28 protein-coding genes and 1 pseudogene are annotated in these 25,957 nt (G+C 70.7%); 12 read left to right on the top strand and 17 right to left on the bottom strand.

The window, feature by feature from the left end; genetic code table 11:
• The first annotated feature begins 168 nt into the window (after positions 1-168).
• On the top strand, positions 169-1,092 hold the full coding sequence (locus ABD355_RS05010) for an endonuclease/exonuclease/phosphatase family protein (protein WP_344398813.1): 924 nt from the start codon (positions 169-171) through the stop codon (positions 1,090-1,092).
• A 58-nt stretch (positions 1,093-1,150) separates the two neighbouring features.
• On the opposite strand, the gene ABD355_RS05015 is transcribed toward ABD355_RS05010, so the two are convergent.
• From ABD355_RS05015 to ABD355_RS05030, 4 genes are all read right to left on the bottom strand, one after another.
• Complete coding sequence (locus ABD355_RS05015) at positions 1,151-2,113, bottom strand: electron transfer flavoprotein subunit alpha/FixB family protein (protein WP_344398814.1); 963 nt, start codon at positions 2,111-2,113, stop codon at positions 1,151-1,153.
• Positions 2,114-2,188: 75 nt separating this feature from the next.
• A complete protein-coding gene (locus ABD355_RS05020) occupies positions 2,189-2,977 on the bottom strand; it encodes an electron transfer flavoprotein subunit beta/FixA family protein (RefSeq protein WP_344398815.1) in 789 nt (262 codons plus the stop codon).
• A 220-nt stretch (positions 2,978-3,197) separates the two neighbouring features.
• Positions 3,198-3,713, bottom strand: a complete 516-nt coding sequence (locus tag ABD355_RS05025; RefSeq protein WP_344398816.1) for a flavin reductase family protein — start codon at positions 3,711-3,713, stop codon at positions 3,198-3,200.
• Positions 3,714-3,918: 205 nt separating this feature from the next.
• The gene (locus ABD355_RS05030; RefSeq protein WP_344399045.1) at positions 3,919-4,332 is read right to left on the bottom strand and encodes a TlpA family protein disulfide reductase; all 414 of its coding nucleotides are present in this window, start codon (positions 4,330-4,332) and stop codon (positions 3,919-3,921) included.
• 75 nt (positions 4,333-4,407) lie between these two features.
• On the opposite strand from ABD355_RS05030, the gene ABD355_RS05035 reads away from it, so the two are divergent.
• Entirely contained in the window at positions 4,408-4,824 is a 417-nt protein-coding gene (locus ABD355_RS05035) for a DUF4395 domain-containing protein (protein WP_344398817.1), read from the top strand.
• Between the two features lie 184 nt (positions 4,825-5,008).
• On the top strand, positions 5,009-5,737 hold the full coding sequence (locus ABD355_RS05040) for a lysophospholipid acyltransferase family protein (RefSeq protein WP_344398818.1): 729 nt from the start codon (positions 5,009-5,011) through the stop codon (positions 5,735-5,737).
• Positions 5,738-5,844: 107 nt separating this feature from the next.
• Here the strand turns inward: ABD355_RS05040 and ABD355_RS05045 are convergent, their stop codons facing one another.
• From ABD355_RS05045 to ABD355_RS05060, 4 genes are all read right to left on the bottom strand, one after another.
• Positions 5,845-6,438 (bottom strand): transglutaminase domain-containing protein, encoded by a 594-nt coding sequence (locus ABD355_RS05045; RefSeq protein ID WP_344398819.1) that lies wholly within the window; start codon positions 6,436-6,438, stop codon positions 5,845-5,847.
• A gap of 83 nt (positions 6,439-6,521) precedes the next feature.
• Positions 6,522-7,592, bottom strand: coding sequence for a threonine aldolase family protein (locus tag ABD355_RS05050; protein ID WP_344398820.1), 1,071 nt, complete (start codon positions 7,590-7,592; stop codon positions 6,522-6,524).
• Positions 7,589-8,383, bottom strand: a complete 795-nt coding sequence (locus ABD355_RS05055) for an SDR family NAD(P)-dependent oxidoreductase (RefSeq protein ID WP_344398821.1) — start codon at positions 8,381-8,383, stop codon at positions 7,589-7,591. Before ABD355_RS05055 ends, ABD355_RS05050 begins: the two co-directional genes overlap by 4 nt.
• Positions 8,380-9,777: a DUF6421 family protein gene (locus tag ABD355_RS05060; RefSeq protein WP_344398822.1), complete on the bottom strand. Its 1,398-nt coding sequence runs from the start codon at positions 9,775-9,777 to the stop codon at positions 8,380-8,382. The genes ABD355_RS05055 and ABD355_RS05060 overlap by 4 nt, the downstream gene beginning before the upstream one ends.
• A 393-nt stretch (positions 9,778-10,170) precedes the next feature.
• Here ABD355_RS05060 and ABD355_RS05065 point away from each other — a divergent pair, with 393 nt between their 5' ends.
• Positions 10,171-10,854, top strand: a complete 684-nt coding sequence (locus ABD355_RS05065; RefSeq protein ID WP_344398823.1) for a glycerophosphodiester phosphodiesterase — start codon at positions 10,171-10,173, stop codon at positions 10,852-10,854.
• Between the two features lie 3 nt (positions 10,855-10,857).
• Here the strand turns inward: ABD355_RS05065 and ABD355_RS05070 are convergent, their stop codons facing one another.
• The gene (locus ABD355_RS05070; protein WP_344398824.1) at positions 10,858-11,397 is read right to left on the bottom strand and encodes a GNAT family N-acetyltransferase; all 540 of its coding nucleotides are present in this window, start codon (positions 11,395-11,397) and stop codon (positions 10,858-10,860) included.
• Positions 11,398-11,468: 71 nt separating this feature from the next.
• On the opposite strand from ABD355_RS05070, the gene ABD355_RS05075 reads away from it, so the two are divergent.
• Positions 11,469-11,861 (top strand): VOC family protein, encoded by a 393-nt coding sequence (locus tag ABD355_RS05075; RefSeq protein WP_344398825.1) that lies wholly within the window; start codon positions 11,469-11,471, stop codon positions 11,859-11,861.
• A gap of 187 nt (positions 11,862-12,048) precedes the next feature.
• On the opposite strand, the gene ABD355_RS05080 is transcribed toward ABD355_RS05075, so the two are convergent.
• Positions 12,049-12,654, bottom strand: a complete 606-nt coding sequence (locus ABD355_RS05080; RefSeq protein WP_344398826.1) for a response regulator transcription factor — start codon at positions 12,652-12,654, stop codon at positions 12,049-12,051.
• Positions 12,655-12,734: 80 nt separating this feature from the next.
• Here ABD355_RS05080 and ABD355_RS05085 point away from each other — a divergent pair, with 80 nt between their 5' ends.
• The gene (locus ABD355_RS05085) at positions 12,735-13,568 is read left to right on the top strand and encodes a VOC family protein (protein WP_344398827.1); all 834 of its coding nucleotides are present in this window, start codon (positions 12,735-12,737) and stop codon (positions 13,566-13,568) included.
• On the opposite strand, the gene ABD355_RS05090 is transcribed toward ABD355_RS05085, so the two are convergent.
• The 4 genes and pseudogenes from ABD355_RS05090 to ABD355_RS05105 form a co-directional block, all read right to left on the bottom strand.
• Positions 13,569-13,862, bottom strand: coding sequence for a DUF1905 domain-containing protein (locus ABD355_RS05090; RefSeq protein ID WP_344399046.1), 294 nt, complete (start codon positions 13,860-13,862; stop codon positions 13,569-13,571).
• A gap of 2 nt (positions 13,863-13,864) precedes the next feature.
• Positions 13,865-16,448 (bottom strand): annotated as a pseudogene (locus ABD355_RS05095) (cellulosome protein).
• A gap of 137 nt (positions 16,449-16,585) precedes the next feature.
• On the bottom strand, positions 16,586-17,128 hold the full coding sequence (locus ABD355_RS05100) for a MarR family winged helix-turn-helix transcriptional regulator (protein WP_344398828.1): 543 nt from the start codon (positions 17,126-17,128) through the stop codon (positions 16,586-16,588).
• 68 nt (positions 17,129-17,196) lie between these two features.
• Positions 17,197-18,840 (bottom strand): FUSC family protein, encoded by a 1,644-nt coding sequence (locus ABD355_RS05105; protein ID WP_344398829.1) that lies wholly within the window; start codon positions 18,838-18,840, stop codon positions 17,197-17,199.
• A gap of 165 nt (positions 18,841-19,005) precedes the next feature.
• Here ABD355_RS05105 and ABD355_RS05110 point away from each other — a divergent pair, with 165 nt between their 5' ends.
• The 3 genes from ABD355_RS05110 to ABD355_RS05120 all read left to right on the top strand — a co-directional run bounded on the left by ABD355_RS05110 (position 19,006) and on the right by ABD355_RS05120 (position 20,977).
• Positions 19,006-19,554, top strand: coding sequence for a DUF5134 domain-containing protein (locus ABD355_RS05110; RefSeq protein WP_344398830.1), 549 nt, complete (start codon positions 19,006-19,008; stop codon positions 19,552-19,554).
• Positions 19,555-19,616: 62 nt separating this feature from the next.
• A complete protein-coding gene (locus ABD355_RS05115; protein WP_344398831.1) occupies positions 19,617-20,291 on the top strand; it encodes a phosphatase PAP2 family protein in 675 nt (224 codons plus the stop codon).
• On the top strand, positions 20,288-20,977 hold the full coding sequence (locus ABD355_RS05120; protein WP_344398832.1) for an HAD family hydrolase: 690 nt from the start codon (positions 20,288-20,290) through the stop codon (positions 20,975-20,977). Before ABD355_RS05115 ends, ABD355_RS05120 begins: the two co-directional genes overlap by 4 nt.
• Before the next feature lie 16 nt (positions 20,978-20,993).
• On the opposite strand, the gene ABD355_RS05125 is transcribed toward ABD355_RS05120, so the two are convergent.
• Positions 20,994-21,242, bottom strand: coding sequence for a DUF2630 family protein (locus ABD355_RS05125; protein WP_344398833.1), 249 nt, complete (start codon positions 21,240-21,242; stop codon positions 20,994-20,996).
• 195 nt (positions 21,243-21,437) lie between these two features.
• Here ABD355_RS05125 and ABD355_RS05130 point away from each other — a divergent pair, with 195 nt between their 5' ends.
• The gene (locus ABD355_RS05130; RefSeq protein ID WP_344398834.1) at positions 21,438-22,127 is read left to right on the top strand and encodes a TetR/AcrR family transcriptional regulator; all 690 of its coding nucleotides are present in this window, start codon (positions 21,438-21,440) and stop codon (positions 22,125-22,127) included.
• Here the strand turns inward: ABD355_RS05130 and ABD355_RS05135 are convergent.
• The gene (locus ABD355_RS05135) at positions 22,112-22,579 is read right to left on the bottom strand and encodes a DUF6214 family protein (RefSeq protein ID WP_344398835.1); all 468 of its coding nucleotides are present in this window, start codon (positions 22,577-22,579) and stop codon (positions 22,112-22,114) included. The two genes, ABD355_RS05130 and ABD355_RS05135, sit on opposite strands and share 16 nt — an antisense overlap.
• Positions 22,580-22,769: 190 nt before the next feature.
• On the opposite strand from ABD355_RS05135, the gene ABD355_RS05140 reads away from it, so the two are divergent.
• Both ABD355_RS05140 and ABD355_RS05145 read left to right on the top strand, forming a co-directional pair.
• Positions 22,770-24,125, top strand: a complete 1,356-nt coding sequence (locus ABD355_RS05140) for an FAD-dependent oxidoreductase (RefSeq protein ID WP_344398836.1) — start codon at positions 22,770-22,772, stop codon at positions 24,123-24,125.
• A gap of 132 nt (positions 24,126-24,257) precedes the next feature.
• On the top strand, positions 24,258-25,643 hold the full coding sequence (locus ABD355_RS05145; RefSeq protein WP_344398837.1) for a nucleobase:cation symporter-2 family protein: 1,386 nt from the start codon (positions 24,258-24,260) through the stop codon (positions 25,641-25,643).
• Here the strand turns inward: ABD355_RS05145 and ABD355_RS05150 are convergent.
• Positions 25,566-25,931, bottom strand: a complete 366-nt coding sequence (locus tag ABD355_RS05150; RefSeq protein ID WP_344398838.1) for an ArsR/SmtB family transcription factor — start codon at positions 25,929-25,931, stop codon at positions 25,566-25,568. The two genes, ABD355_RS05145 and ABD355_RS05150, sit on opposite strands and share 78 nt — an antisense overlap.
• Positions 25,932-25,957 lie beyond the last annotated feature (26 nt).

The following is a 25,957-nucleotide window of genomic DNA, read 5'->3' on the forward strand; positions in this document are numbered from 1 at the left end:
GTAGAATGAAGTTATCTGGGCACCTTCCGGTGGTCAACACCATGTCCACGGGGAGCAGCGCCGTGATCTCGGCATGTTCACGCCCATCTCACACCCGGGTATGACACTTCCCTGTGCACGACTCGCCCTCGCACGACTCGTCCGGCTGCCGCCACCGAAGGAGCCTCCGTGCCGAACCAACGCCGAGTCACCCGCCGTCTGGGCCTGAAGGCCGCCTTGGCCGCGGCGGTCACCGTGCCGCTCGCCGGCGCCGCGATCTCCGCCTCGTCCGCCTCGCCCGCGCCGTCCCCCTCGACACAGGCGCGCCGGGCGCCCCGTCTCGAGGTCATGACCTTCAACCTACGTTTCGCGAGCACGAAGGAACCCAACAGCTGGAGCGACCGCAGACCGGTGATGGGCGAGCTGCTGCGTCGCGCGCACCCCCATGTCATCGGCACCCAGGAGGGCCTCTACCAGCAGCTGCGCGACATCGACTCCGACCTCGGGCCGTCCTACGACTGGATCGGCACCGGCCGCGAGGGCGGCAGCCGCGACGAGTCCACGGCGGTCTTCTACGACAACCGGCGCCTGACCCCGGTCGAGCACTACACCTTCTGGCTCTCCGACACCCCGGAGGTCATCCGCTCGAACACCTGGGGCGCCGCCTTCCCGCGCATCGTCACCTGGGTCCGCTTCCGCGATCTCGCCGACGGCGGACGGGAGTTCTACGTCCTCAACACGCACTTCGACCACGCGAGCCAGTACGCGCGCGAGCGCAGCGCCTCGCTGCTGGTCCAGCGGATCGCCCAGCTCGACCGTTCGCTGCCGGCCGTGGTGACCGGCGACTTCAACGCCGCCGCGCACGGGAACCCGGTCTACGACACCCTGGTGGGCTCGGGGCTCCTCGACACCTGGGACGCGGCGGCGCACCGCAGCGCTCCGTACGGGACCTTCCACGGCTACAAGGGGCTCACCCCGAACGGCGACCGCATCGACTGGATCCTCACCACGCCATGGGTGACGACGCACCGGGCCTCCGTCGACACCTTCTCCGCCGACGGCCAGTTCCCGAGCGATCATCTGCCCGTGCAGGCCTCGCTCAGCCTGGAATGAGCCGAGGCCCCCGCGACTGTTCGTGCAGTCGCGGGGGCCTCGACCGGCCTTCGGGTGATCAGCCCTTGCGGGCGTTGATCTCCTCGGTGAGCTGGGGGACGACGTCGAAGAGGTCGCCGACCACGCCGTAGTCGACGAGGTCGAAGATCGGGGCCTCGGGGTCCTTGTTGACCGCGACGATGGTCTTCGAGGTCTGCATGCCGGCCCGGTGCTGGATGGCACCGGAGATGCCGTTGGCGATGTACAGCTGCGGGGAGACGCTCTTGCCGGTCTGGCCGACCTGGTTGGTGTGCGGGTACCAGCCCGCGTCCACCGCGGCACGGGAGGCGCCGACGGCAGCGCCGAGGGAGTCGGCGAGCGCCTCGATGAGCGGGAAGTTCTCGGCGCCGTTGACGCCGCGGCCGCCGGAGACCACGATCGCGGCCTCGGTCAGCTCCGGACGCCCGGTCGACTCCCGCGGCGTACGGCCGGTGACCTTGGTACCGGTCGCCTGCTGGGAGAAGGAGACCGTCAGGGCCTCGACCGCGCCGGCGGCCGGGGCGGCCTCCACGGCGGCGGAGTTCGGCTTGACGGTGATGACCGGGGTGCCCTTGCTGATCCGGGACTTGGTGGTGAAGGACGCGGCGAACACCGACTGGGTGGCCACCGGACCCTCGTCCGAGGCCTCCAGGTCGACGGCGTCGGTGATGATGCCGGAACCGATGCGCAGCGCCAGACGGGCGGCGATCTCCTTGCCCTCGGCGGAGGACGGCACCAGCACCGCGGCCGGGGACACGGCGGCGACGGCGGCCTGCAGGGCGTCCACCTTGGGGACGACCAGGTAGTCGGCGTACTCGGACGCCTCGTGGGTCAGCACCTTGACGGCGCCGTGCTCGGCCAGCGCGGCCGCGGTGCCGGCGGCGCCGTTGCCCAGCGCGACGGCGACCGGCTCACCGATGCGGCGCGCGAGGGTCAAAAGCTCCAGGGTGGGCTTGCGGACGGCACCGTCCACGTGGTCGACGTAGACGAGAACTTCAGCCATGGGATTGCTCTCCTGCGGATTGCGAAGTCTGAGGGGCGGTAAGGGAGTTGAGCCTTCGAGGGACCGGCAGGTCCCTTAGATGAACTTCTGGCTCGCGAGGAACTCGGCGAGCTGCTTGCCGCCCTCGCCCTCGTCCTTGACGATCGTGCCCGCAGTACGGGCCGGACGCTCGGCCGCCGAGGCGACCTTCGTCCACGCACCCGCCAGACCGACCTCCTCCGCGTCGATCTCCAGGTCGGACAGGTCCCACGACTCGACCGGCTTCTTCTTGGCCGCCATGATCCCCTTGAACGACGGGTACCGCGCCTCACCCGACTGGTCGGTCACCGACACCACCGCCGGAAGCGAAGCCTCCAGCTGCTCCGAGGCGGCATCGCCGTCCCGGCGGCCCTTGACCGTGCCGTCCTCCACGCTCACCTCGGACAGCAGCGTCACCTGCGGCACACCCAGACGCTCCGCGAGCAGGGCCGGAACCACGCCCATCGTGCCGTCGGTGGAGGCCATGCCCGAGACCACCAGGTCGTAGCCCGCCTTCTCGATCGCCTTGGCCAACACCAGCGAGGTACCGATCGCGTCGGTGCCGTGCAGGTCGTCGTCCTCCACGTGGATGGCCTTGTCGGCACCCATGGACAGCGCCTTGCGCAGCGCGTCCTTGGCGTCCTCCGGACCCACCGTCAAGACGGTGATCTCCACGTCGTCGTCGGAGTTCTCGGAGATCTGCAGCGCCTGCTCGACCGCGTACTCGTCCAGCTCGGAGAGCAGACCGTCCACGTCGTCCCGGTCGACGGTCAGGTCATCGGCGAAGTGCCGGTCGCCAGTGGCGTCGGGCACGTACTTCACAGTGACAACGATCCTCAAGCTCACGCCGGCTCTCCTACTGCAATCGTCATTTCGGTGCTGCCTACTTTCAGGCAGCATAGGCGCCTCAAGCGGCCGATCCCGATCGGGGCGACCCGCGCTCCGAGCGAAACATTACTCGTCAGTACACCCAGTTCGTTCCCGCTAAGCAAGCGCTTTGAACTGTGACCTTTGCAACGCAGCGTAATCGGAACTCGACCGCTTCGCAGGCGGAGACGGACGGCGGTCAGTCGCGCAGGCCGTTGAAATGACCCTGATGGTAGAGGAGCGGGCGGCCGGGGCCCGTGGGGTCGCCGAGCACGACCTCGGCCAGCACGATGCGGTGGTCCCCGGCGGGGACGCGGCCGACGATCCGGCACACCAGCCAGGCGAGGACGCCGTCGAGGACGGGAACACCCTCGGGGCCCGTACGCCAGGCGGTGGGCGCGCCGAAGCGGTCGGCGCCGCTCCTGGCGAACGTGGCCGCGAGGTCCTGCTGATGCTCGCCGAGTATGTGGACGCCGATGTGGTCGGTCGCCGAGATCGCCGGCCAGCTGGAGGCCCCGGTGCTGATGCCGAAGGACAGCAGCGGGGGTTCGGCGGAGACGGAGGTGAGCGAGGTGGCGGTGAAGCCGACCGGACCGGCGTCGCCTCGTGCGGTGATCACGGCGACTCCTGCCGCGTGCCGCCGGAAGACGGAGCGCAGCAGGTCGGGAGAGGCGAGCCGGGGGGTGCGGGTGCCGAGGTCGGGCGTGGCCGTCATGGAGTTGTCCTTCTACGCGGAGGGGCGGGCGTCGTGGCTGCTCAACAGCTCGGACAGCGCGCGCTCGCAGTGCGGGCGAGGTCGACGTGCACCCGCCCGTAGAGAAGGAGTTCCGTAGGCATACGGTCAGGCTGACGATAGGTGGTGCGCGCAGTCAAGTACGTTCCGGCATATGGGAGATGCCTCACCGTCCGCAGCACGGCCGTCAAACCGCCTCCCCCAGCGCGGCGATGACGTCGGCCTTGCGCGGCTGGCCGGTGGCACGCCGTACGATCCGGCCGTCGGCGTCCAGGACCAGCACGGTCGGGGTCTTGAGGATGTCGAGTTCGCGCACCAGGTCCAGATGGTCCTCGGCGTCGATCTCGACGTGGGTCACGCCCGGGACCATCCCGGCCACCTCACCGAGGACACGTCGGGTGGCCCGGCAGGGCGCGCAGAACGCGCTGGAGAACTGCAGGAGCGTGGCGCGCTCGCCGAGTTCCGCGCCCAACTCGGCTGCCGCGAGCCGCTTCCCGCCGTCGCGCCCACGCACGCGTACCCTCCCGTTTCGCCGTCGATGAATCACTCCGTAGGCGCTCGTCGCCACGAGCACCAGTGCGCACACCACAAGTCCGGTCATCACCTGCACAAGCATTCACGAGACTGCAAAGATTCCCGGCTCCCCGGATCTTTTCCCATACGGAATGCTTGCTTCATGGACATTGATGTGAGGGGGCCCCGTTTCGGGGCGGCCGTGACGACCGTCGTCCTGGCGGTCGTGCTGATCACCGGGAGCGCCTGGCTGCTCGCCTGGCAGACGCTGGCGTTCGCGCTGGGCGCGGCGGGCGGGGTGGGCCGTTCGCCGTACGGCTGGCTGTTCCGCAAGGTGGTGCGTCCCAGGCTCGGGCCGCCGGCCGAGTTCGAGTCGCCGGAGCCGCCGCGGTTCGCGCAGGCGGTGGGGCTGGTCTTCGCAGGCGTCGGGCTGGTCGGTTTCGGACTCGGCCCGGCCTGGCTGGGGCTCGCGGCGACCGCCGCCGCACTGGCCGCCGCGTTCCTCAATGCCGCGTTCGGGTACTGCCTGGGCTGCGAGATGTACCTGCTCGTACGGCGGGTGACGGTCCGTACGGAGTAAAGGCCGATTAAAAATCCGAGGTGGATCAGTTGTCGGACGTGACGAGGATCTCGCCGTTCTACGGCGCCAGGACTGGCCCCCCGTTCGTTCTTGGGGCACGATCTGCGCAATGCCGTAAACCTACGGCTGCGTAACTTCCCGCCGGGAGAACCCGTCCAGGCAGAGAGAAGGGTCCACCCCGTCCATGGCTGAGCTTGTCTACCGTCCTGTCGTCGGTCTCGCCCAAACGTTGTTCAAGGTCTGGGACCTCAAGATCGACCTCAAGGGATCGGAGAACATTCCGCGCTCGGGCGGCGCCGTGCTGGTGAGCAATCACATCAGCTACCTGGACTTCATCTTCGACGGTCTGGCCGCCCTGCCGCAGAAGCGACTGGTGCGCTTCATGGCGAAGGAGTCGGTGTTCCGGCACCGGATCTCCGGCCCGCTGATGCGCGGCATGAAGCACATCCCGGTGGACCGCAAGAACGGCGAGACGGCCTACCAGCACGCGCTGCAGTCGCTGCGCTCCGGCGAGATCGTGGGCGTCTTCCCCGAGGCGACCATCTCGCAGTCCTTCACCCTGAAGAGCTTCAAGTCGGGTGCCGCGCGCATGGCCCAGGAGGCGGGCGTGCCGCTCATCCCGATGGCGCTGTGGGGCACCCAGCGGCTGTGGACCAAGGGCCACCCGCGCAACTTCAAGCGCAGCCACACGCCGATCACCATCCGGGTGGGCGAGCCGGTGGAGGCCCCCCCGGACCAGTACGCGGGCGCCATCACCCGGCGGCTGCGCGAGCGCGTCCAGGAGCTGCTGGAGGCGGCGCAGCGCGCCTATCCCGTACGGCCCAAGGGTCCGGACGACACCTGGTGGATGCCCGCCCACCTCGGCGGCACGGCACCGACCCCCGAAGAGGTGAAGGCCGCCGAGGCCCGCTGAATCGTCACGCCGGGGCGTGGCCGGTGATCCGTGCCCCGGGCTGAACTTCTCCGGCAGTTCGGCGAGTTCCGCTGACGAGCCGCCGTGCGCCGGCCTCATGGTCTGCCTCAGAGTGCGGTGGGGAGCAGCTTCCAAAGACGGGGCCGGTCGGCGGCGGCCTTGAGGGCCTCGACGACCGCCGGATGCGGTGCGGCGTACAGGCCCGGATAGTCCACCTCATGGGACTCCGGATCGGGGATCCAGGCCAGCCGCTCGCCTTCGAGGGAGAACTGGGCATCGACGCCCGGTTTGTTGCCGCGGGGATCCTGCCGGTGCCAGGCGCCGTTGAAGCGGACGGCGATCAGACCGTGCACGGCGTGGCCGTCGCCGTCGTCGTGGGCCAGCCTCTGGTAGCAGAGTGCCGTGGGGATGTCCTCGGCCCGCAGCAGGGCGGCAAGAGCGTGGGCCTTGGCGTAGCAGATGCCGGTGCCCTGCCGCAGTACGTCGGAGGCCCGCCAGGTGACACGCGGGTCGCCCGAATCCTGGGAGTGCGGGATGGTGTCACGCACGAACTCGAAAGCAGCCCGCGCATAGGCATACGAGTCCGGTACGTCCCGGGCGAGACGGGCAGCCGTCTCCCGTACCACCGGATGGTCATGGTCGACGACCTCGTCAGCGGCCAAATAGGCGGACAGGTCGGGGGTGTTCTGGATCAGCTCCATGCCCGCAGAGCATAGGAATACGATCACCGGAGAGTCAATGACTTTTCAGGCGACCGCATACCTATGCAAGGTAGAGGTGTGCCTCAGTGCGCCATCTCCTCCTTGAGCGCCGACACGAACGCGTCCACGTCCTCCTCGGTGGTGTCGAAGGCGCACATCCAGCGCACCACACCGGCGGCCTCGTCCCAGAAGTAGAAGCGGAACCGCTTCTGCAGCCGCTCGCTCACGTCGTGCGGGAGCTTGGCGAACACCCCGTTGGCCTGCACCGGGTGGAGGATCTCCACGCCGTGCACGGCGCGCACGCCCTCGGCCAGGCGCTGGGCCATCTCGTTGGAGTGGCGGGCGTTGCGCAGCCACAGGTCCTTGGCGAGCAGGGCCTCCAACTGCACCGAGACGAAGCGCATCTTGGAGGCGAGCTGCATGGACAGCTTGCGCAGGTGCTTCATGTGGCGGACGGCGTCCTGGTTGATGACGACGACCGCCTCGCCGAACAGCGCGCCGTTCTTCGTTCCGCCGAGCGAGAGGATGTCGACGCCGACCGCGTTGGTGAACGTCCGCATCGGGACGTCCAGGGACGCGGCCGCGTTGGCTATCCGGGAGCCGTCCAGGTGCACCTTCATGCCGTGCGCGTGGGCGTGCTCGCAGATCGCGCGGATCTCGTCCGGCGTGTAGAGCGTGCCGAGCTCCGTGCTCTGCGTGATCGAGACGACCTGCGGCATCGCGCGGTGCTCGTCGTCCCAGCCGTACGCCTGCCGGTCGATCAGTTCGGGGGTGAGCTTGCCGTCCGGCGTCGGCACCGTCAGCAGCTTGAGGCCGCCCATGCGCTCCGGTGCGCCGCCCTCGTCGACGTTGATGTGTGCGCTCTCGGCGCAGATCACCGCGCCCCAGCGGTCGGTGACCGCCTGGAGCGCGACGACGTTCGCGCCGGTGCCGTTGAAGACCGGGAAGGCCTCGGCCGTGGCCCCGAAGTGGCTGCGGACGATGCTCTGGAGGTTGTCGGTGTAGTCGTCCTCGCCGTACGCGACCTGGTGCCCGCCGTTGGCCAGGGCCAGGGCGGCGAGCACCTCCGGGTGGGCCCCGGCGTAGTTGTCGCTGGCGAAGCCGCGGACCTGCGGGTCGTGATGGCGACGCGCGTCGGTCCTCGGGGGGTTCACGGCTTCTCGGTCAGCCACAGACGCTTTCCGTTCACTTCGGCGGCGGGCTTGCTCCAGACGTCGGCGATGGCCTCGGCCAGCTCCTTGACGTCCGTGAAGCCCGCGAACTTCGCATTGGGTCGCTCGGCGCGCATCGCGTCGTGCACCAACGCCTTCACCACCAGGATCGCAGCCGCCGACGTCGGCCCCTCGGCGCCTCCCGCCTTGCGGAAGAAGTCGGCCATGGCCAGGGTCCACGCCTCGGCGGCGGCCTTGGCGGCGGCGTACGCCGCGTTGCCCGCGCTGGGCCTGGTCGCGCCGGCCGCGCTGATCAGGACGTAACGGCCGCGCTCGCTGCGCTGCAGCGCCTCGGAGAAGGCGAGCGAGGTGTGCTGCACGGTGCGGATGAGCAGCAGCTCCAGGAAGTCCCAGTCGTCGAGGCTGGTCTTGATGAAGGTCTCGCTGCCGCGCCAGCCGCCGACGAGGTGGACCAGGCCGTCGACGCGGCCGAACTCCTTCTCGATGTGCATGGCCCAGTCGCGGGTGGACTCCAGGTCCAGCAGGTCGACCGGCTCGCCGGTCACGGTGGCGCCGCCGGACGCGTAACGGGCCGCGTCCACGGCCTCCGCGAGCCGCTCGGGATCGTTGTCCGCGGCGACGACGGTCGCGCCCGCCTCCGCGAGCCGGATCAGGGTCGCGCGCCCGGCGGGTCCGCCCGCGCCGGCCACCGCGATCACCGCACCGCTGAGAGCTCCGTTCCCCGCCATGGTCTTCGCCTCCTGAGCAGTGGTTCTGGTGTTGCGGTCGCTCATGCGGCGACCCGCTCGGCGCTCTTTGCCGTGATGCCCTTGGTGGAGGCGATCACATTCTTCAGCTTCTTGGAGAGGGCCTCATAGAACATGCTCAGGGGAAACTCGTCCGGAAGCACGTCATCGACGAGCTTGCGCGGCGGGCGGCTCAGGTCGAGGGCGTCGGGGCCCTTGGCCCAGCGGGAGCCGGGGTGCGGGGCGAGGTACTGCGACACCAGATCGTAGGCGGCGAACCAGTGGACCAGCTTCGGGCGGTCGATGCCGGCCCGGTAGAGGTCCTCGATCTCGGCGCACAGCTGGTTGGTGACCTGCGGGGCGCGCTGCCAGTCGATGTGCAGCTTGTTGTCGGTCCAGCGGATCACGTCGTGCTTGTGCAGATAGGCGAAGAGGAGCTGGCCGCCGAGGCCGTCGTAGTTGCGTACCCGCTCGCCGGTGACCGGGAAGCGGAACATCCGGTCGAACAGCACGGCGTACTGCACGTCACGGGCCTGCGGGACGCCGTCCTCCTGCAGCTTCACGGCCTCCTTGAAGGCGGTGAGGTCGCAGCGCAGCTCCTCGAGGCCGTACATCCAGAACGGCTGGCGCTGCTTGATCATGAACGGGTCGAAGGGCAGGTCGCCGTGGCTGTGGGTGCGGTCGTGGACCATGTCCCACAGCACGAAGGCCTCCTCGCAGCGCTTCTGGTCGTGAACCATCGCGGCGATGTCCTCGGGCAGGTCCAGTCCCAGGATGTCGACGGCGGCGTCGGTCACGCGGCGGAAGCGTGCGGCCTCGCGGTCACAGAAGATGCCACCCCAGGAGAAACGTTCCGGCGCCTCACGCACGGCGATGGTCTCGGGGAAGAGGACGGCGGAGTTGGTGTCGTAGCCGGCCGTGAAGTCCTCGAACTTGATGCCGCAGAACAGCGGGTTGTCGTAGCGGGTGCGCTCCAGCTCGGCCAGCCAGTCGGGCCAGACCATGCGCAGCACGACCGCTTCGAGGTTGCGGTCCGGGTTGCCGTTCTGGGTGTACATGGGGAAGACGACCAGGTGCTGCAGACCGTCCGCACGGTTGGCGGCGGGCTGGAAGGCCAGCAGCGAGTCGAGGAAGTCGGGCACCTCGAAGCCGCCCTCGGCCCACCGGAGCAGGTCCTTGGCCAGCGCCTCGTGGTAGTCGGCGTCGTGCGGGAGCAGCGGGGAGAGCTCCTCGACGGCCGCGACGACACGCCGTACGGCCGCCTCGGCGTCCGCGCGCTCGGGTGCGCCCTCGGCCTCGAGGTCGATCGACCCGTCCTTGGACTGCCATGGCCGGATCTGCTCCACGGCATTCTTGAGCACGGCCCAGGCCGGGTGCTCAACCACCCTGGTCACCGGAGGAACCTGCTCCTCCGAAGCCGCCTGCACAAGAATTTCCGTCATGTCCCATCCTCCACGGGAGAAGCTCACGTATGGAGACCGTATACATACGGACTTCCTCTCAGCAAGAGGGGTCGCGGGAGATTATCCTGCGCTTCTCCTTGGTCACCGAACTTTTTCCTGCCGGAAACCCGTCCGGCAGACATTTGGGTATCGCGCGGCTACCCGGCGGCGGAGCGTCGAAACCGGCCACCGGTCAATGCCGGAAGGACTCGCCCACGCCCGGGTGATCCCCGACGGGTACAGGCCAGGCCCGCGCCCGGCGGCACGCCGATACCCCGTGTACGCGCGGGTTCATCGCCGGGCCGGGCCATTAGGCTGCGGCTCTGCCCGCGCGGCCGTCCGCTCCGGTCCGCGCGCGGAGCCGAGCCGCCGTCGACGGAAGCGAGTTGAACCTTGAACTTCCTTACCATCGGTCATCGCGGAGTCATGGGTACCGAGCCCGAGAACACCCTCCGTTCCTTCGTCGCCGCCCAGCACGCCGGGCTCGACGTGATCGAACTCGATCTGCATCTGAGCAAGGACGGCGCCCTCGTCGTCATGCACGACGCCGACGTGGACCGCACGACCGACGGCACCGGCCCGATCGCCGAGAAGACCCTCTCCGAGCTGCGCGCCCTGGACGCGGGTCGCGGCGAGCGCGTCCCCGTTTTCGAGGAGGTCCTCGAAGCCGTGCGGGCACCGCTGCAGGCCGAGATCAAGGACATCGCCGCGGCACGCGCGCTGGCCGAGGTCATGCTCAAACGGGACCTGGTCGCCCGGGTCGAGGTGTCCTCGTTCCACGACGAGGCCATCGCCGAGATCACCCGCCTGGTGCCGGGCGTACGGACCGCGCTGATCGGCAGCCGCTACGGCACCGACATCGTGGAGCGCGCCGTGGAGGCCGGTGCCGCGACCGTCTGCCTCAACATCCGCCGCCTCACCCTGGAGATCGTGGAGCAGGCCCGCAAGGCGGACCTGAGGATCATCGGCTGGGTGGTGAACACCCAGGACCATCTGCGGCTCGTCCGGGCGCTGCAGCTGGACGGCGCCACCACCGACTACCCGGAGATCAAGCGCACCGGCCGCTTCACGGCCTGAGGCTCAGACCAGCTCCTTGACCAGCAGCTCGAACTGCAGGTCGTCGCGCTGCGGAATGCCGAAGCGCTCGTCGCCGTACGGGAACGGCGTCATCTTTCCCGTACGGCGGTAACCACGGCGCTCGTACCAGGCGATGAGGTCGCCTCGCACGGAGATCACGGTCATGTGCATCTCGCGCACGCCCCAGCTCTCGCGCGCCACGCGCTCCGCCTCCGTGATGATCACCTTGCCGAGGCCCGCGCCCTGCAGCTGCGGGCTGACCGCGAACATCCCGAAGTAGGCGTGGTCCCCGCGGTGTTCGAGCTGGCAGCAGGCGACCACGGCGCCGTCCCGCTCGACCGTCAGCAGACGGCTGTCGGGCGACTTGATGACGGCGAGCACGCCCTCCGGGTCGGTGCGCTGCCCTTGCAGGATGTCCGCCTCGGTGGTCCATCCGGCCCGGCTGGAGTCCCCGCGGTACGCCGACTCGATCAGCGCGACCAGCACGTCGACGTCGGCGTCGGTGGCGTCGCGGAAGGTCAGTCCGGCGGCGGTGGTCTCCATGGGCGTCACTCCCGTTTTCTGGCTCGGCACAGGCAGGGACGAGGGTAACCCTGCCACTAGGCTCCGGGTGCATGGTGCACGTTCTCAGCAGCCGGACCCTTCTCCAGCCGAGCGATCCAGAGCGATCCCGCACGTTCTACGGCGAGCAGTTGGGCCTCGCCGTCTACCGCGAGTTCGGTACGGGGCCGCAGCGCGGCACCGTCTACTTCCTCGGTGGCGGCTTCCTGGAGGTCTCGGGCCGCTCCCAGACCCCGCCCTCCCCCGCCGTCCGGTTGTGGCTGCAGGTCGAGGACGCGGCCGCGGCGCACGAGGAGCTGCGGGCCAAGGGCGTCGAGATCGTACGGCCGCCGGTGACAGAGCCGTGGGGGCTGATCGAGATGTGGATCGCGGATCCGGACGGGACACGGATCGTGCTGGTCGAGGTGCCGGCGGACCATCCGATCCGCTATCGGCCGGGGATCTGACGGCTCGGAACGCCTGCCGGTACCGCCGTGTCCCGCGGTCCGCAGGGAGGTTCGGTCGCCGCTGAGCGCGGCGCTGCTCGAACCGCAGGCAGGGCTCGGGCGCCTCGCCGACGTGCCGGTGCGCGCCTCGGGGAGCGGTGAGAACCCGGCCCGGCGGCGGCCACCGCCCGCTCCGACTCCGGGGTGGTCACACCCAGCCCGACTCCCTGGCGATCCGGATGGCGTCGATCCGGGTGCGTCCGCCGATCTTCCTGGTGATCGCCGACAGATGGTTGCGGACCGTGGCCACGGACAACGACAGCCGTTCGGCGACCTCCCGGGCGGGGATGCCGTCGGCGGTCAGCCGCAGGATCTCCACGTCCCGCGGGGTCAGCGGGTTCGCTCCCGCGTCGAGCGCGGCCAGCGCGAACTCGGGGTCGATGAACCGCTGACCCCTGACCAGCTTGCGGATGCCATGGACCAGTCTGTCCGCCGGAGCGTTCGTACTGATCACCCCGGCGGCGCGCAGATCGAGCATCCGCCGCAGCCGCGCCGGTGTGGTCGAGGCCATCATCAGCAGCACTCGGCACTCGGGCAGCCACCGCTTCAGCTCGCCCCGCAGGGCGAGTTCCTCGCCCTTCTCGGAGTCGACGTCGATCACGGCCACGTCGGGGCGGCACATCAGCGCCCGCGCCAGCACCTCGCCGTCGCCTGCGGCCTCCGCGACGACCTCCATGTCGTCCTCACGAGAGAGAAGGGCGGCGAAGGCTCCCCGCACGAGGCGGGTGTCCTCGACGAGCAGTACGCGGATCAATGTCGCTCCACTCTCCGCAGATCTGAAGCAAATTATCGACCCTTATGTCCGGAATTTCAGTTCGGTGGTCTTGTTGCCTGATGAGTTCAAGGGGGAGGCTGACCGAGAGTGGCGCACCGTGGGCGCGGGCATGCGGGAGGTCGGGGCCGGCGCCGGGGCCGAGGGGTTCGGTCGGATGGCCGGAGGGCGGGGCCGGGCTTAGCAGCGACCTCGCGGCTGCCAAGCGGTTCTACGCGGAGCTGTTCGGCTGGCGCAGCGAGACGGATCCGCGGCAGGAGGCGGGCGGATACACGGTCGCGCACCTCGGGGACGCCGCGGTCGCCGCGCTGACCCCGCTGTACCAGGAGTCGCAGCCCGTCGCATGGAACGTGTCGTTCGCGGTGGCGGACGCGGATGCCGCCGCCGCGGAGGTGACCGCGGCCGGCGGGACGGTTCTGCTGGGCCCGATGGACGTGTTCGACGTGGGCCGCTTCGCGGTGGCGCTCGATCCGGCGGGCGCCGCCTTCCAGTTGTGGCAGGCGCTGGCCTTCCCGGGTGCCGGACTGTTCAACGCGCCCGGCTCGCTCGGCTGGGTGGAGCTGCTGACCCGGGCGCCCGAGCGGGCCGAGAGCTTCTACACGACGGTGTTCGGCTGGAGCGTCAGCGCTTCGGAGCAGTACCCGCAATGGGGCATCGACGGCGCGGACTTCGGCGGCATGGTGCGCATGGACGAGAAGTTCCCGCCCGAGGTGCCGCCACACTGGCTGCCGTACTTCGCGGTGGCCGACGTGGACGCCTGCGCGGCCACGGCGACACGGGCGGGCGGCACCGTCCTCATGGAGCCCACTTCGGTGCCGGACGGGCCGCGGATCGCGGTGCTGCGGGATCGGCAGGCGGCGGTGTTCGGCGTGTACCGGGCGGGCGACGAGCACTGATCAGTGCGGGAGCCGTACGGTCATCTCGACGGTGATCTCGTCGCCGGCGGTGATCTGCCGGGGCGCCCGGACGGCGGCCTTCAGCGGCAGCAGATAGCCACCGTCCTTGGGGAACAGCGAGGTCTCGAAGTCGACCTCGCCGATTCGCGCGGCCACGGGGATCACGCCCCAGCCGTAGCTGGCCATGGCCGCGATCTCATGGATCTCCGCGGATTCCTCCTCGGGCACGGGCAGGTAGTAGTAGGGCGCCGGGCCGCGCCACTCGATCACCCGGCCTGCGAACGTGAACTCCAGCATCAGGCCTCTTCCTCGTGCCCGTCACGATCGGGCCCCGCAAGCGGTGTCACCGTCACCTGGTCGATGACCGGGGCGTACGCCGAGCGCTGACCGTAAGCGTTCTTGGTGTGGCCGTCGAAGTCGGGGAGTTCGTCGGCGGTGAAGGTGAGCGTGTTGCTGCCCTGAAGGAGGGTCACCGGGACGGAGAGGTTCCAGAAGTTGTTGAAGTGGAAGGTGGTGGGGAACAGGACGCGCTCCGGGGCGGCGCCGTTGACGGAGATGTCCGCGTGGCGGCACACCGGGTCGGGGTTGTAGTGGGTGGCGGGTGCCTGCTCGCCGTTGGAGTAGCGGATGGTGAGCGCGTGGCGTCCGGCGCGCTCGGCCGTCACCGTCAGGGTGAGCGCGTTGTCGGGGCCGGCGCCGATGCCGTCGACGGCCTTGCCACCGGTGGCGTACGAGCGGCCCGTCACCCTTGCGGTGCCGGTCAGGACGCCTTCCTCGGCGGCGGACACGTACGCGGGCAGCAGTGAGCGGGAGGGGGCGACGCGCAGCCGGTCCACGACCAGGCGGTCCGACGTCCCGGTGACCGTGACCTTGTTGATGCCGCCGGCCAGGAAGAGCGGGACGGCGCCTCGCTGTACGCGTCCGAGCTCCTCGCCGTTGACCGTGAGCAGGCCCTCGCCGGGGCCGAGCAGGTCGACGGTGACCGTCGCCTCGCCGTCGTCGGCGGCATGCACCCAGAAGGTGACGGTGCCGCCTCGCGGGAGCACGGCGGCGCCGGGACCGGAGGCGCCGGGGTTGGCGTAGCTCACCCGTGCGCCCGCGTCGAGGGCGGCGAACTCGGCCTCGTACAGGGCCTCCTGGCCGTCGCGCAGGACGAGGTCCAGTTTGTCGACGACCGCGTCCCCCTGGGTCGTGCCGAGGTCGGGGTCCTGCGCGGCGAGGGTGATCCGGTGCGGGCCGGCGGTCAGTTCGACCTCGGTGTCGCTGTGACCCCACACCGCCCACTTGTAGCCGAGCGGCAGCCGCAGTTCGCGCGCGTCCTTGCCGTCGACGCGCAGGAAGACGTTGGTGGGGCCGTTCTCGCGCACCAGCTCGGCCAGGTTGTGCGAATTGGCGAAGACCCGCAGGTCGTACGTCCCGTCCTGCGGGGCCTCGACATCGAAGGCGAGCACACCGTCGGAGCCGGTGCGCAGGCCGCCGATGTGATAGCCGCCGGAGGTCGCGAACTTGTCGACCTCGGAAAGGGATCCCTCGGGTCCGTGCTTGACGCAGCCGTCCCCGGTGTACGTGGCGTCCTCGGCCTCGTAGGTCAGCCTCCGGCCCGCCGCGGGCGGCAGCAGGGCGGCGCCGTGGCCGCCGGGGGCCACGATCAACTGGTAGGCGGACATTTCGTCCAGGTCGGTGAGCGCCAGCGTCACCCGGCCGTCCACCACGGGCAGCGCGGCGTCGAGCAACCGCAAGGGCTGGGCACTCGCGCCGACCTGGCCGCTCCAGGCGATCTCCTGGAGGCGTACGTGGACGGTCGTGCCGAACACGTCCGCGTCGACGCCCTGGAGCACGAGGTCCGCCGCGCCGCCCGCGCCGCCGAACAGCACGCGGGCCTGCCGTTTGAGCCGGTCGAGGGTGGCGACGCCCTGGAGCGTGTACTGGACGTCGGGGTGCGGTGCGGTGACCTGGACCGTGTTGCCGGACAGCTGTCCGTAGGCGTTGAACAGCCACCACTGGCCGTTGCCCTTGTTGGCCTCGACCGCCGAGTCGTTGAGATTGCCGGCGATGTTCCAGTACGCCATGTCGCCGTCGACCTTGGACTCCTCGATCGCGGCGATCCACTGGATCATCTGCCCGGGGACGGACAGATGGTAGTTGTGCGCGTACTCGTTGAGGTTGACGGGCAGCGGGCCGATGCCCAACTCCCGTTCCAGTTCCCGGTACTTGGCGACGTTCCTGCGGACCTCGTCCGGCGAGGACAGCTCGTGCCAGGTGATCACGTCGGGGAGCACGCCGTGCTCGCGCGCGAACTCCAGGAAGCCGCGCACCTCCGGGTAGAGGATGCAGGTGTTCGGGCCTGCGATGCGTGCCTCCGGGTCCAGGCCCTTGATGAGGTGGTACGCCTGCTGCCAGGCCGCGAAGTAGGGGCCCGGCTCGGTGTGCCAGGAGACCTGGTCGTAGCTCCACTCCCCCGTGCCGAACATGTTGCCCTCGGGCTCGTTGAACGGCACGTACACGACATGGGACTTGAGCGCGCCCAGCGTCTGCACCTGGGCGACCTGGCGGCGGATGTCCGCCAGGTAGGCGGTGAGCCGTTCCTCGCCGGTGGCGCCCGGCCACTCGTAGGGGAAGCCGCGGTGGATGTCGGTCAGGTAGACGTAGACGTCCTTGCCGCCCGCCGCGACGAAGGACGGCAGGATCTCCAGAGCGTCGGCGCCGGGGTGCTGGATGCCGTCCTGGGCCTTGGTGGTGACCGTGCGGACGTACATGCCCTCAACGACGGCGCGACTGGGCACACCGTCGCCGTACAGGCCGTAGAGCGTGCCGCTCGCGCCGCCGGTGGAAGGGGCCTGTCTCCGTGCCCAGATCGACGGTGAGCGTTTCGGCTGTCACGGCATCACCCTCTCGTTCGGCATGTCGTACGCCAGTCGGTGATCCGAACCGGCCTGGTCGAACGTAGGGAGTCGGTGTAGATCACGTCAACGGGCACACGGCCTCCGAAAGTTCCGGAGGCGGCCGTTCAGCGGGGTTCAGGCGCGCAGCGCGCCGAGGCGGCCCTCGAGCCGGCCGAGCAACTCGCCCAGCAGCCCGGCCAGTTCGCCCTGCCCCTGCGGATCCAGCACGGCCAGTACGGAGGTCTCGTAGGCCAGCTGCTCGGGGAGGATGCCGTCGACGAGATCGCGGCCGGCGTCCGTGAGGCGGAGGTGGGCGACGCGCCGGTCGCGGGTGTCGCCGCGGCGCTCGACCAGGCCGCGCTCGGTGAGCTGCTTGAGGCGCTTGGTGACGGCGGCGCCCGAGGAGAAGGTCTCGCGGGCGAGTTCGCCGGGGGTCAGTTCGTGGCCGGTGCGGCGCAGCGCGCCGAGCAGGTCGAACTCGGGGCGGCTGAGGCCGGCCCGGCGCAGCGGGGCGTCCTCGGCCTGCTGGAGCAGGGCGGCACAGCGGTTGATACGGCCGATGATCTCCATGGGGCCCGTGTCGAGGTCGGGGTGGACGGCCTGCCACTGCCGGACGACCGCGGAGACGGTGTCCTCACCCCTGGTCGCCTCCGCCTGCCGTCCGTTCGCTGCCGTCATGGCCGTACGCCCTCCGCTCTCGCGCTCCGGTGCAGTCCCTGGTGTCTCAGAGCCTGTGGCTGGACCCCCTACCGGGCGGCCGGGGTCCAGCCACAGGCTCTTGCCGTCGCCGCGAGCGTACGGTGTCCGGCCTGCTCGGCGTGCACGACCCGCTCCTGGGGCAGGGCGCGCTGCCACCACTCGCCGGACGCGGCGTCGACGGTGGCGCGCAGATCGGCCAGGGAGGCGGCGAGGGAGCGGCGGGCGGCCTCCAGGGCGGCGGGTGCGGGGGCGGGCTCGGCCAGCAGGCGGGCGGTGTGCTCGCGGGCGCGCTCGGCGGCGGCAAGCGCCTGCTCGACGCGGCTGCCCGCACGGCGGTTGGTGACGGCGACGGCGGCGAGGAAGCCGACCAGGGCGCCCACGAGGGTGTCCACGACCCGTTCGGTGATCAGCTCCGTCGGCTCCTGGAACCGGGTGAACTCGGTGATGAGCAGGGCCATCGGGGTCACACAGACGCTGCCGAGCCAGTAGTTGCGGCCCATCAGGGCCTCGGCGCCGAAGTTGAAGGCGAGGCAGCACAGCACGAGGGCCGCCGGGCCGAGGTGGGCGAGCGGAACGACGACGGCGAAGAGCAGCACGCCGACGAGGTTGCCGACGACGCGCTGGACGCCCCGGCTCCAGGTGAGGGCGAGGTTGGCCTGGTAGAGGGAGGCGGCGGTGACCAGGGCCCAGTAGGGGCGGCCGGTCCCGAGGGCGAGGGCGGCGTAGCCGGCGAGGGCGCAGCCCAGGGCGGTGCGTACGGCGATCGGGGTGAGCGGGGCGAGCCGCTGCCGCAACGGGCGGGGCAGGATGGCGAGTTCGGCGTCCACGCCGAGGAGTTCGGCGGTGGCCGCCGGGTCGTGGACCACCGGGACGGGTCCGGTCCCGGTCAGCTCGCTGGCCCAGGCGCGCAGCTGCTCGGGGTCGGCGTCGGCGGGGGCGGCGAGGGCGACCTCGGCGCGGACGACGAGGCGTTCGAGGGCGCGCCGGGTGCGGGTGTCACGACCAGCCAGGAGCGACTGCCAGGCAGCCTGGACGGCGGCGGCCGCCGCGGCACGGGTCCGGGCGTGGCCGCCGCCGGCGCCCCGGGTGACGGCATGAGCGGCGGCGGCCCTCAACGCGGCCGCGGTGGCCCGGCGCTCCGGTCCGTGCGGGCGCAGCAGCCCGGGCGCCATGCCGACCACCCAGGCCCAGCCGCCCGCGGTGAGCGCCAGCGCGAGGTGGGCGGGGATCTGGGCGAGGGTCTGCGGGGCGAAGAGGGACGCGGAGGTGATGAAGGTCGGGACGACATTGCCGGGCGGGCCGATGCGGGTCGCGTCGCACACCGCCTTCTGCACGGCGGCCAGCAGCGCACCGATCGTGACCAGCACAACGGCGCTGTGGGTGAGCGAGGCGGCGACCAGGGACACGGCGAGACCGCCGACCATGCCGAGGACCACCCGGGCCAGCGTGCGGGCCCGGGCGGCGTAGGGACGGTGGTGCGCGTACAGCGCGGACAGCGACCCGGCCATCGTGTACATCGCCAGGTCGAGCCGGCCGAGGGCCAGCAGCGCCAGATTGGGCGGCGCGACCGAGGCGACCACGCTCAGTGCGGGCTTGAACCAGATGTCCGCGGGACGGCCCACCCGCAGCACACCGGCCAGCGGGAGACGGCGGACACGCGGGGTGGCGGAGGCGGGGGTCGCACGGTTCATGGTCCATGAGCTTAGCAGGTGTTTTACTAGTAAAGGATTTTCAACGATCCTCGCTCACCTGTTGTGCTCCCGCGAATGCTCCCCGTGTACATCCTTGCGCTTGCGTGCGCGCCGCGTGCTGCGGGCAACCACCGACTGTCGACACCGTCGAGCGGGGAGGTGCGCGTGCACGGACCGGCTTCGCCCGGCTGGCTGCTGGTCGCGGTGTGTGCGGCGGCCGGGGCCTACTGTCTGCTGCGGATGCGCAGCACGGTCGAGGAGCAGCGCCGGGCCGCGGGCGGCGAGGCGCTGATGGGCTTCGGCATGGCCGCCATGGCCGTACCGGCGGCGGCGTTCAGCCCGCCGACCTGGGCCTGGCCCGGCTACGCGGCCGTCTTCGGCGCCGCCGCGCTGCGCGCCCTGTGGGCGGCGCGGACGAACGCGCACCATCTGCACCACCTGGTGGGCGCCTCGGCCATGGTGTACATGGCGGTCGTGATGGCGGCCACCCCGGGACACCATGCCGGGCACGGGGGTTCGGGCGGAGTCCCTCTGGTGACGGGGGTACTGCTGCTCTACTTCACGGGATTCGTGCTGCTGGCCGGCGTCCGGCTGATGCCCGGCGCGGCCACGGCCGGCGGCGGGTCGGTGGGCTGGGGCGACCGTCCGGAGCTGGCGCGTGCCTGCCGGCTGTCGATGGGGATCGCGATGGTGGCGATGCTGATCACGCTCTGACGCGGGGCCGCGCGACCACGGGCATTGGCCTCGCACCCCGTCGGTCGGCGAGGATCGACTGCATGCATTCCGCGCCCGTCGAGTCCCCGCCCCGCCCGCCGGACCACCGCACCACCACCCGCGCCGCGGCCGCCCTGACGCTGTGCTCCGCGCTGCTGCTCACCCTGGTCGTCCTCAAGTGGCACCCGTTGCTCAGCGTCGACGGCGACATCGCCCGCACCACGCACCGCTGGGCCGTCGACGAATCCGGCCTCACCCACGCCTTCCGGATCCTGACGGACTGGGTCTGGGACCCCTGGACGATGCGTCTGGTGTGCGCGGTCGCCGTCGTGTGGCTGGCCTGGCGGCGCTCGGCGTGGTGGACGGCGCTGTGGCTGGCGGTCACCTGCGCGCTGGGCAGCCTGCTGCAACAGACCCTCAAGGCCGCGGTCGACCGCCCGCGCCCGGTCTGGTCCGACCCCGTCGACTCGGCGAGTTACGCGGCCTTTCCCTCGGGTCACGCGATGACCGCCACGGTCGTCTGCGGCCTCCTGCTGTGGCTCCTGCACCGCCACGGCCCCGGCCGCGCCGTATGGCGTACGGCGCTGGCCGTGGGGGTGGTCTCGGTGCTAGGGGTGGGGCTGACGCGCGTATGGCTGGGCGTGCACTGGCCCTCCGACGTGGTGGGCGGCTGGCTGCTGGGGGCGATGCTGGTGGCGCTGGCCGTGCTGGTCCATCAACGTAAGATCCACTCATGACGGCTGTCCTGTTCGACTTCTCCGGCACCCTCTTCCGCATCGAGTCCACCGCGTCCTGGCTGCGGGCGGTGCTGGACGACGCCGACATCACGCTGCCGGAGCCCGAGTTGGTGCAGGCGGCGAAGGCACTGGAGGTGGCGGGAGCCCTGCCCGGCGGGGCGAATCCGGCGCAACTGCCCCAAGAACTGGCCGAGGTGTGGCGGATCCGGGACCAGAGCGCCGAACTGCACCGGGCCGCCTATACCGGGCTCTCCCGCCAAGTGGCGCTCCCCGACCCGCGATTGCACGACGCGCTGTACGACCGGCACAAGACGCCGGCCGCCTGGACCCCGTACCCCGACGCCACCGAGGTGCTGTCCGCGCTGCGCGAGCGCGGGATCGGCATCGGCGTGGTCAGCAACATCGGCTGGGATCTGCGCCCGGTCTTCCGCGAGCACGGCCTCGACCGGTATGTCGACGCGTACGTCCTGTCGTACGAGCACGGCATCCAGAAGCCCGACCCGCGGCTGTTCGCGGTGGCCTGCAAGGCGCTCGAGGCCGATCCGCGGGAGACCCTGATGGTCGGCGACGACCGGCGGGCGGACGGCGGCGCGGCGGCCCTGGGGTGCCGGGTGCACCTGGTGGACCATCTGCCGGCGGCCGAGCGGCCGGACGGGCTGCGGCCGGTACTGGAGCTGGCCGGCTGACCGCCGGGCCGCCCGGTCAGCCCTGATAGCCCTCCACCTGCGAGGAGGGCCGTACCTGCGCGTCGTCCGGGTTCTCCCCGAACTCGACCTTGGCGCGCCGCTGCCGCAACAGGTCCCAGCACTGGTCGAGTTCGCGTTCCAGCACCCCGAGCCGCTGCTGTTCCGTCGCGCCGTCGATCTCGCCGGACGCCAGGGACTCACGCAACTTGCGCTCGTCCTCGACCATCTCCGTGATTCTTGCCAGAATCTGCTGGTCCTGTTCCATGTCCCGGGCCTCCGCCTACGTACGACCGGCCCGGAAAGTAGCCTGAGGACACCTTCAGGGCGAGGAGGCCGCCCGCCTCGGACGATCCCCCGCGTCGCCCGAAGCAGACGGCAGCCCTGACCAGCCCCTATGGAGCTCCGATCAGGACGTTCTGAGTATAGTTGGCTGGCAGCCAGTCAACGCAGGAGTTACAGCATGTCCCCGCGCAGCGCCTCGGTCAATGAAGAGTTGCGGAGACGTTCCCGGGAGCGGCTCCTCCAGGCCGCCGTCGAACTCGTCGGCGAGCACGGCTACGAGGCGACGACCCTCGGCGACATCGCCGACAGAGCGGGCTCCGCGCGCGGCCTCGTGTCGTACTACTTCCCGGGAAAACGCCAGCTCGTGCAGTCCGCGGTGCACCGGTTGATGCATCGCACACTGGAGGAGGCGGTGGAGCGCGAGCCGCGCACCGAGGACGGCCGGGAGCGGATGGCGCGGGCCATCGACGCGATTCTGCGGCTGGCCCGGGACCGGCCCGTGCTGATGCGCCAGCACATGGCGGGGCTGCTGCAGGCGGAGGGCTTCGTGCAGTGCCCGGAGCAGCAGCGCCTCGCCGAGGTGCTGCGGGACGTCGTCGCCCGGAACGGGGCACAGGACGTCGACGTGGACTACCCGTTGCTGCGTTCCCTGCTGATGGGCGCCGTCTATGCGATGGTGCTGCCGAACGTGCCGATGCCGATCACGACCCTGCGGGCCGAGTTGTTCGAGCGCTACCGGCTCGACTGGGCGATGGGCGTGCCGCCGGACGCCGAAGCGGCCTCCGGCGCGACGTGCGAGACGGATCTTTCGAGGTTTTTCGCGACCGGTGAGGAGCCCGGGCCCGAGACCGGTCAGCGCCGCGCGTGACGGGGCGACAGAAAGCCCGAGTCGCGTGCCTGCGAGATCAGCCTGAGTGACTTGCGGCGGCTGTGGCCGGTCGCGCACATCACCGCGAGGACGGGGTCGAAGCCCCCTTCCTGTGCCGCGCGGTACTCCTGGGCGACGAGCCAGCGGCCCTCGACTCCCGAGGGCCACGCGGGACGGGCCCGCCGAGGCACCGCGGGTCCGTCACCAGCGACGGCCGGATCCGTCCCGGGGCCGCACGCCCGGAAGAGCGGCTCCTCGATCCACTCGGCGAGTTCCGCGAGGTCGTGCAGGGACAGGGCCGGCTGGGAGCGGACCTCCTCCAGCGAGGCACAGCCCTCGCAGACCACGGCGAGCGCGTCGATCCGGGCACCGTCGGTGAACGCAAGCCGGACGGTGAACCACGAGGTGGCGCGCTCGTCCTCCCGCACTTCCCACGCGGGCCATACGGACACCGTGCCGTCCGTCGGACAACGATCAGAAAGATTAAGAAAGGATGCGTCTAGCACACGCGGAACGTAACCACTTGATCACATTCAGCAAGGGTGGACACGCACGTCGGTACCGCGCCTGCACCCTGTCAGCGGAGCACCGGCGGTGCGATGCTGGAGCCGTCAGCGATCTCCTCTCGTAAGGAGTTCCGCCGTGTTGCGTGTCGCCGTCGTCGGTTCCGGGCCGAGCGGGGTCTACACCGCCCAGAACCTCGTCCAGCTCGACTCCGGGGTGCTCGTCGACGTCCTGGACCGGCTGCCGTGCCCCTACGGCCTGGTGCGCTACGGCGTCGCACCGGACCACGAGAAGATCAAGTCACTGCAGAACAACCTGCGTACGGTGCTGGAGCACGAGCGGGTGCGGTTTCTCGGCGGCGTCCGGATCGGCCCCGGCGGGCTTCCGGCCGCCCGGCTGCGCGAGCTGTACCACGCGGTCGTGTACTGCGTGGGTGCCGCCACCGACCGCCATCTGGGGATCCCGGGCGAGGACCTGCCGGGCAGCTGGTCGGCGACGGAGTTCGTGTCCTGGTACAGCGCCCATCCGGACTCCGCCGACGACGGTTTCGTACGCGGTGCCCGGTCGGCCGTGGTCATCGGCGTGGGGAACGTCGCGGTGGACGTCACACGGATGCTGGCCCGGGGTCCGGCGGAGCTGAGCCCGACCGACATGCCGCAGGCGGCGCTCAGCTCGCTGGCCGCGAGCCGGGTGGCCGACATCCACATGGTGGGCCGCCGCGGCCCCTCCCAGGCCCGCTTCACCACCAAGGAACTGCGCGAGCTGGGCGGTCTTCCGGACACCGAACTCCTGGTGGGTCCGGCGGAGTTGGCGCTCGATCCGGGTTACGTGGATCCTGCCGCGCTGTCGGCGGTCCCGCGCCGCAATGTGGACGTGCTGCGCGGCTGGGCCGCGGCGCCGCCCAAGGACGCCCCGCGCCGTATCCGGCTGCGCTTCTTCCTGCGCCCCGTCGAACTGCTCGCCGACGGGGGACGCGTGGGCGCGGTGCGCTTCGAGCGGACGGCGCCCGACGGGCAGGGCGGCGTGACGGGGACGGGGCGCTACGAGGACATCGAGGCGCAGCTGGTGCTCCGTTCGGTGGGCTATCGCGGGGTGCCGCTGGAGGGGCTGCCCTTCGACGCGGCGAGCGGCACCGTGCCGCATCTGGCCGGCCGCGTGCTGCGCGCGGGCGTGGTCGCGCCGGGCGAGTACGTGGCCGGCTGGATCAAGCGCGGCCCGACGGGCGTCATCGGCACCAACCGTCCGTGCGCCAAGGAAACGGTGCTGTCGCTGCTCGAGGACGCCCCCGTGCTCGTACGCAAGGAGCTTGCGGAGGATCCGGTCGCGGCGCTGCGCGCGGAGGGAATCGAACCGGTGTCATGGGCGGGGTGGCAGGCCATCGAGCGGGCCGAAGCGACGCTCGGGGCCTCGCTCGGGCGCGGTGTCGTCAAGCTGGCGGACTGGGAGTCGCTGCTGGCTGCGGCGCGGGCGGCGGGTTCGCAGCAGGTGCCGTAGCAGAGTCGAACGGTGCCCGGTGGGCAGGACACACATCGGCAACACCGTAGACATCAACAAACTGTTCAAGCCCTTTACGGTCTCGTGCTGTTCGGATGTACCCCTCCTGCTCGCCGCCGCTCTGGAGTGCCCATGGCCACGACCACCCCCGTCCATCCCGTCGACGAGGTCCCACCCGTACGGCAGTTGGCCGCCTTCGGCCTGCAGCACGTGCTCGCGATGTATGCGGGCGCGGTGGCGGTGCCGCTGATCGTGGGCGGTGCGATGAAACTGTCGCCCGCGGACCTGGCGTATCTGATCACCGCGGATCTGCTGGTGTGCGGTATCGCGACGCTCATCCAGTGCGTGGGGTTCTGGCGCTTCGGGGTGCGGCTGCCGATCATGCAGGGCTGTACGTTCGCTGCCGTGTCGCCGATGGTGCTCATCGGGACGACGGGCGGCGGCCTGCCCGCGATCTACGGCTCGGTGATCGTCGCGGGGCTTGCGATCGTGCTGCTCGCTCCGGTCTTCGGCAGGCTGCTGCGCTTCTTCCCGCCGCTGGTCACCGGGACCGTCATCCTGATCATCGGGCTGTCGCTGCTGCCGGTCGCGGGCAACTGGGCCGCGGGCGGGGTCGGTGCGAAGGACTTCGGGGAGCCGAAGAACCTGGCCCTGGCCGCCTTCGTGCTGGCGGTGGTGCTGGGCGTGCAGCGGTTCGCGCCGGCGTTCCTCAGCCGGATCGCGGTACTGATCGGCATCGCGGTGGGTCTGGCGGTGGCGATCCCCTTCGGGTTCACGGACTTCGGCGGGGTCGGCGACGCCCACTGGCTCGGCATCAGCACGCCGTTCCACTTCGGAACGCCCAGTTTCCACGCCTCGGCGATCGTCTCCATGCTGGTGGTGGCACTGGTGACGATGACCGAGACGACCGGTGACCTGATCGCCGTCGGCGAGATGACCGGACGGAAGGTGGAGGCGCGCTCGCTGGCGGACGGTCTGCGGGCCGACGGTCTGTCGACCGTGCTGGGCGGCGTCTTCAACACCTTCCCGTACACGGCGTACGCGCAGAACGTGGGCCTCGTCGGCATGACCCGGGTGCGCAGCCGCTGGGTGGTGGCCACCGCGGGCGGCATCCTGGTGCTGCTCGGCCTGCTGCCCAAACTGGGCGCCGTGGTCGCGGCGATACCCGCGCCGGTGCTGGGCGGGGCGGGTCTGGTGATGTTCGGGACGGTCGCCGCGAGCGGTCTGAGGACCCTCGCCCAGGTCGACTTCAAGGACAACCACAACCTCACCGTCGTGGCGGTGTCGGTGGCCGTGGGCATGCTGCCGGTCGGCGTCCCGACGGTCTACGCGAAGTTCCCGGACTGGTTCCAGACGGTGATGAACAGCGGCATCAGCGCGGGCTGTCTGACGGCGATCCTGCTGAACCTGCTCTTCAACCACCTTCCCTCGAAGGCGACTTCAGCCGCCGAGACGGACGGCCTGCCGAGCGGCGGCGGAGAGCAGGCTGTCGAGCAGCCCCGGGAAGAGATCGTCTAGGTCCTCCCGGCGCAGGCCGTTCATCTTGGCCGTGCCCCGGTAGCACTGCCGGACCACCCCCGCCTCGCGCAGCACCCGGAAGTGGTGCGTGGACGTGGACTTGGTGACCGGCAGGTCGAAGTGCGAACACGTGAGCTCGTCGCGCTCGGCGGCGAGCTCCCGCACGATCTGCAGCCGCATCGGGTCGGAGAGTGCGTGCAGCACGGCCTCCAGCCGGATCTCGGTACGCGCGGGGTGCGGCAGATCACGGCCGGCGGTGGCAGGGGCGGTGGTACTCACGCCACCCATTGTACGAGAGGCATCGTAGTTTGACA

Origin of the sequence: Streptomyces longisporus (assembly GCF_039532765.1) — a bacterium.
Taxonomy (GTDB): domain Bacteria; phylum Actinomycetota; class Actinomycetes; order Streptomycetales; family Streptomycetaceae; genus Streptomyces; species Streptomyces longisporus.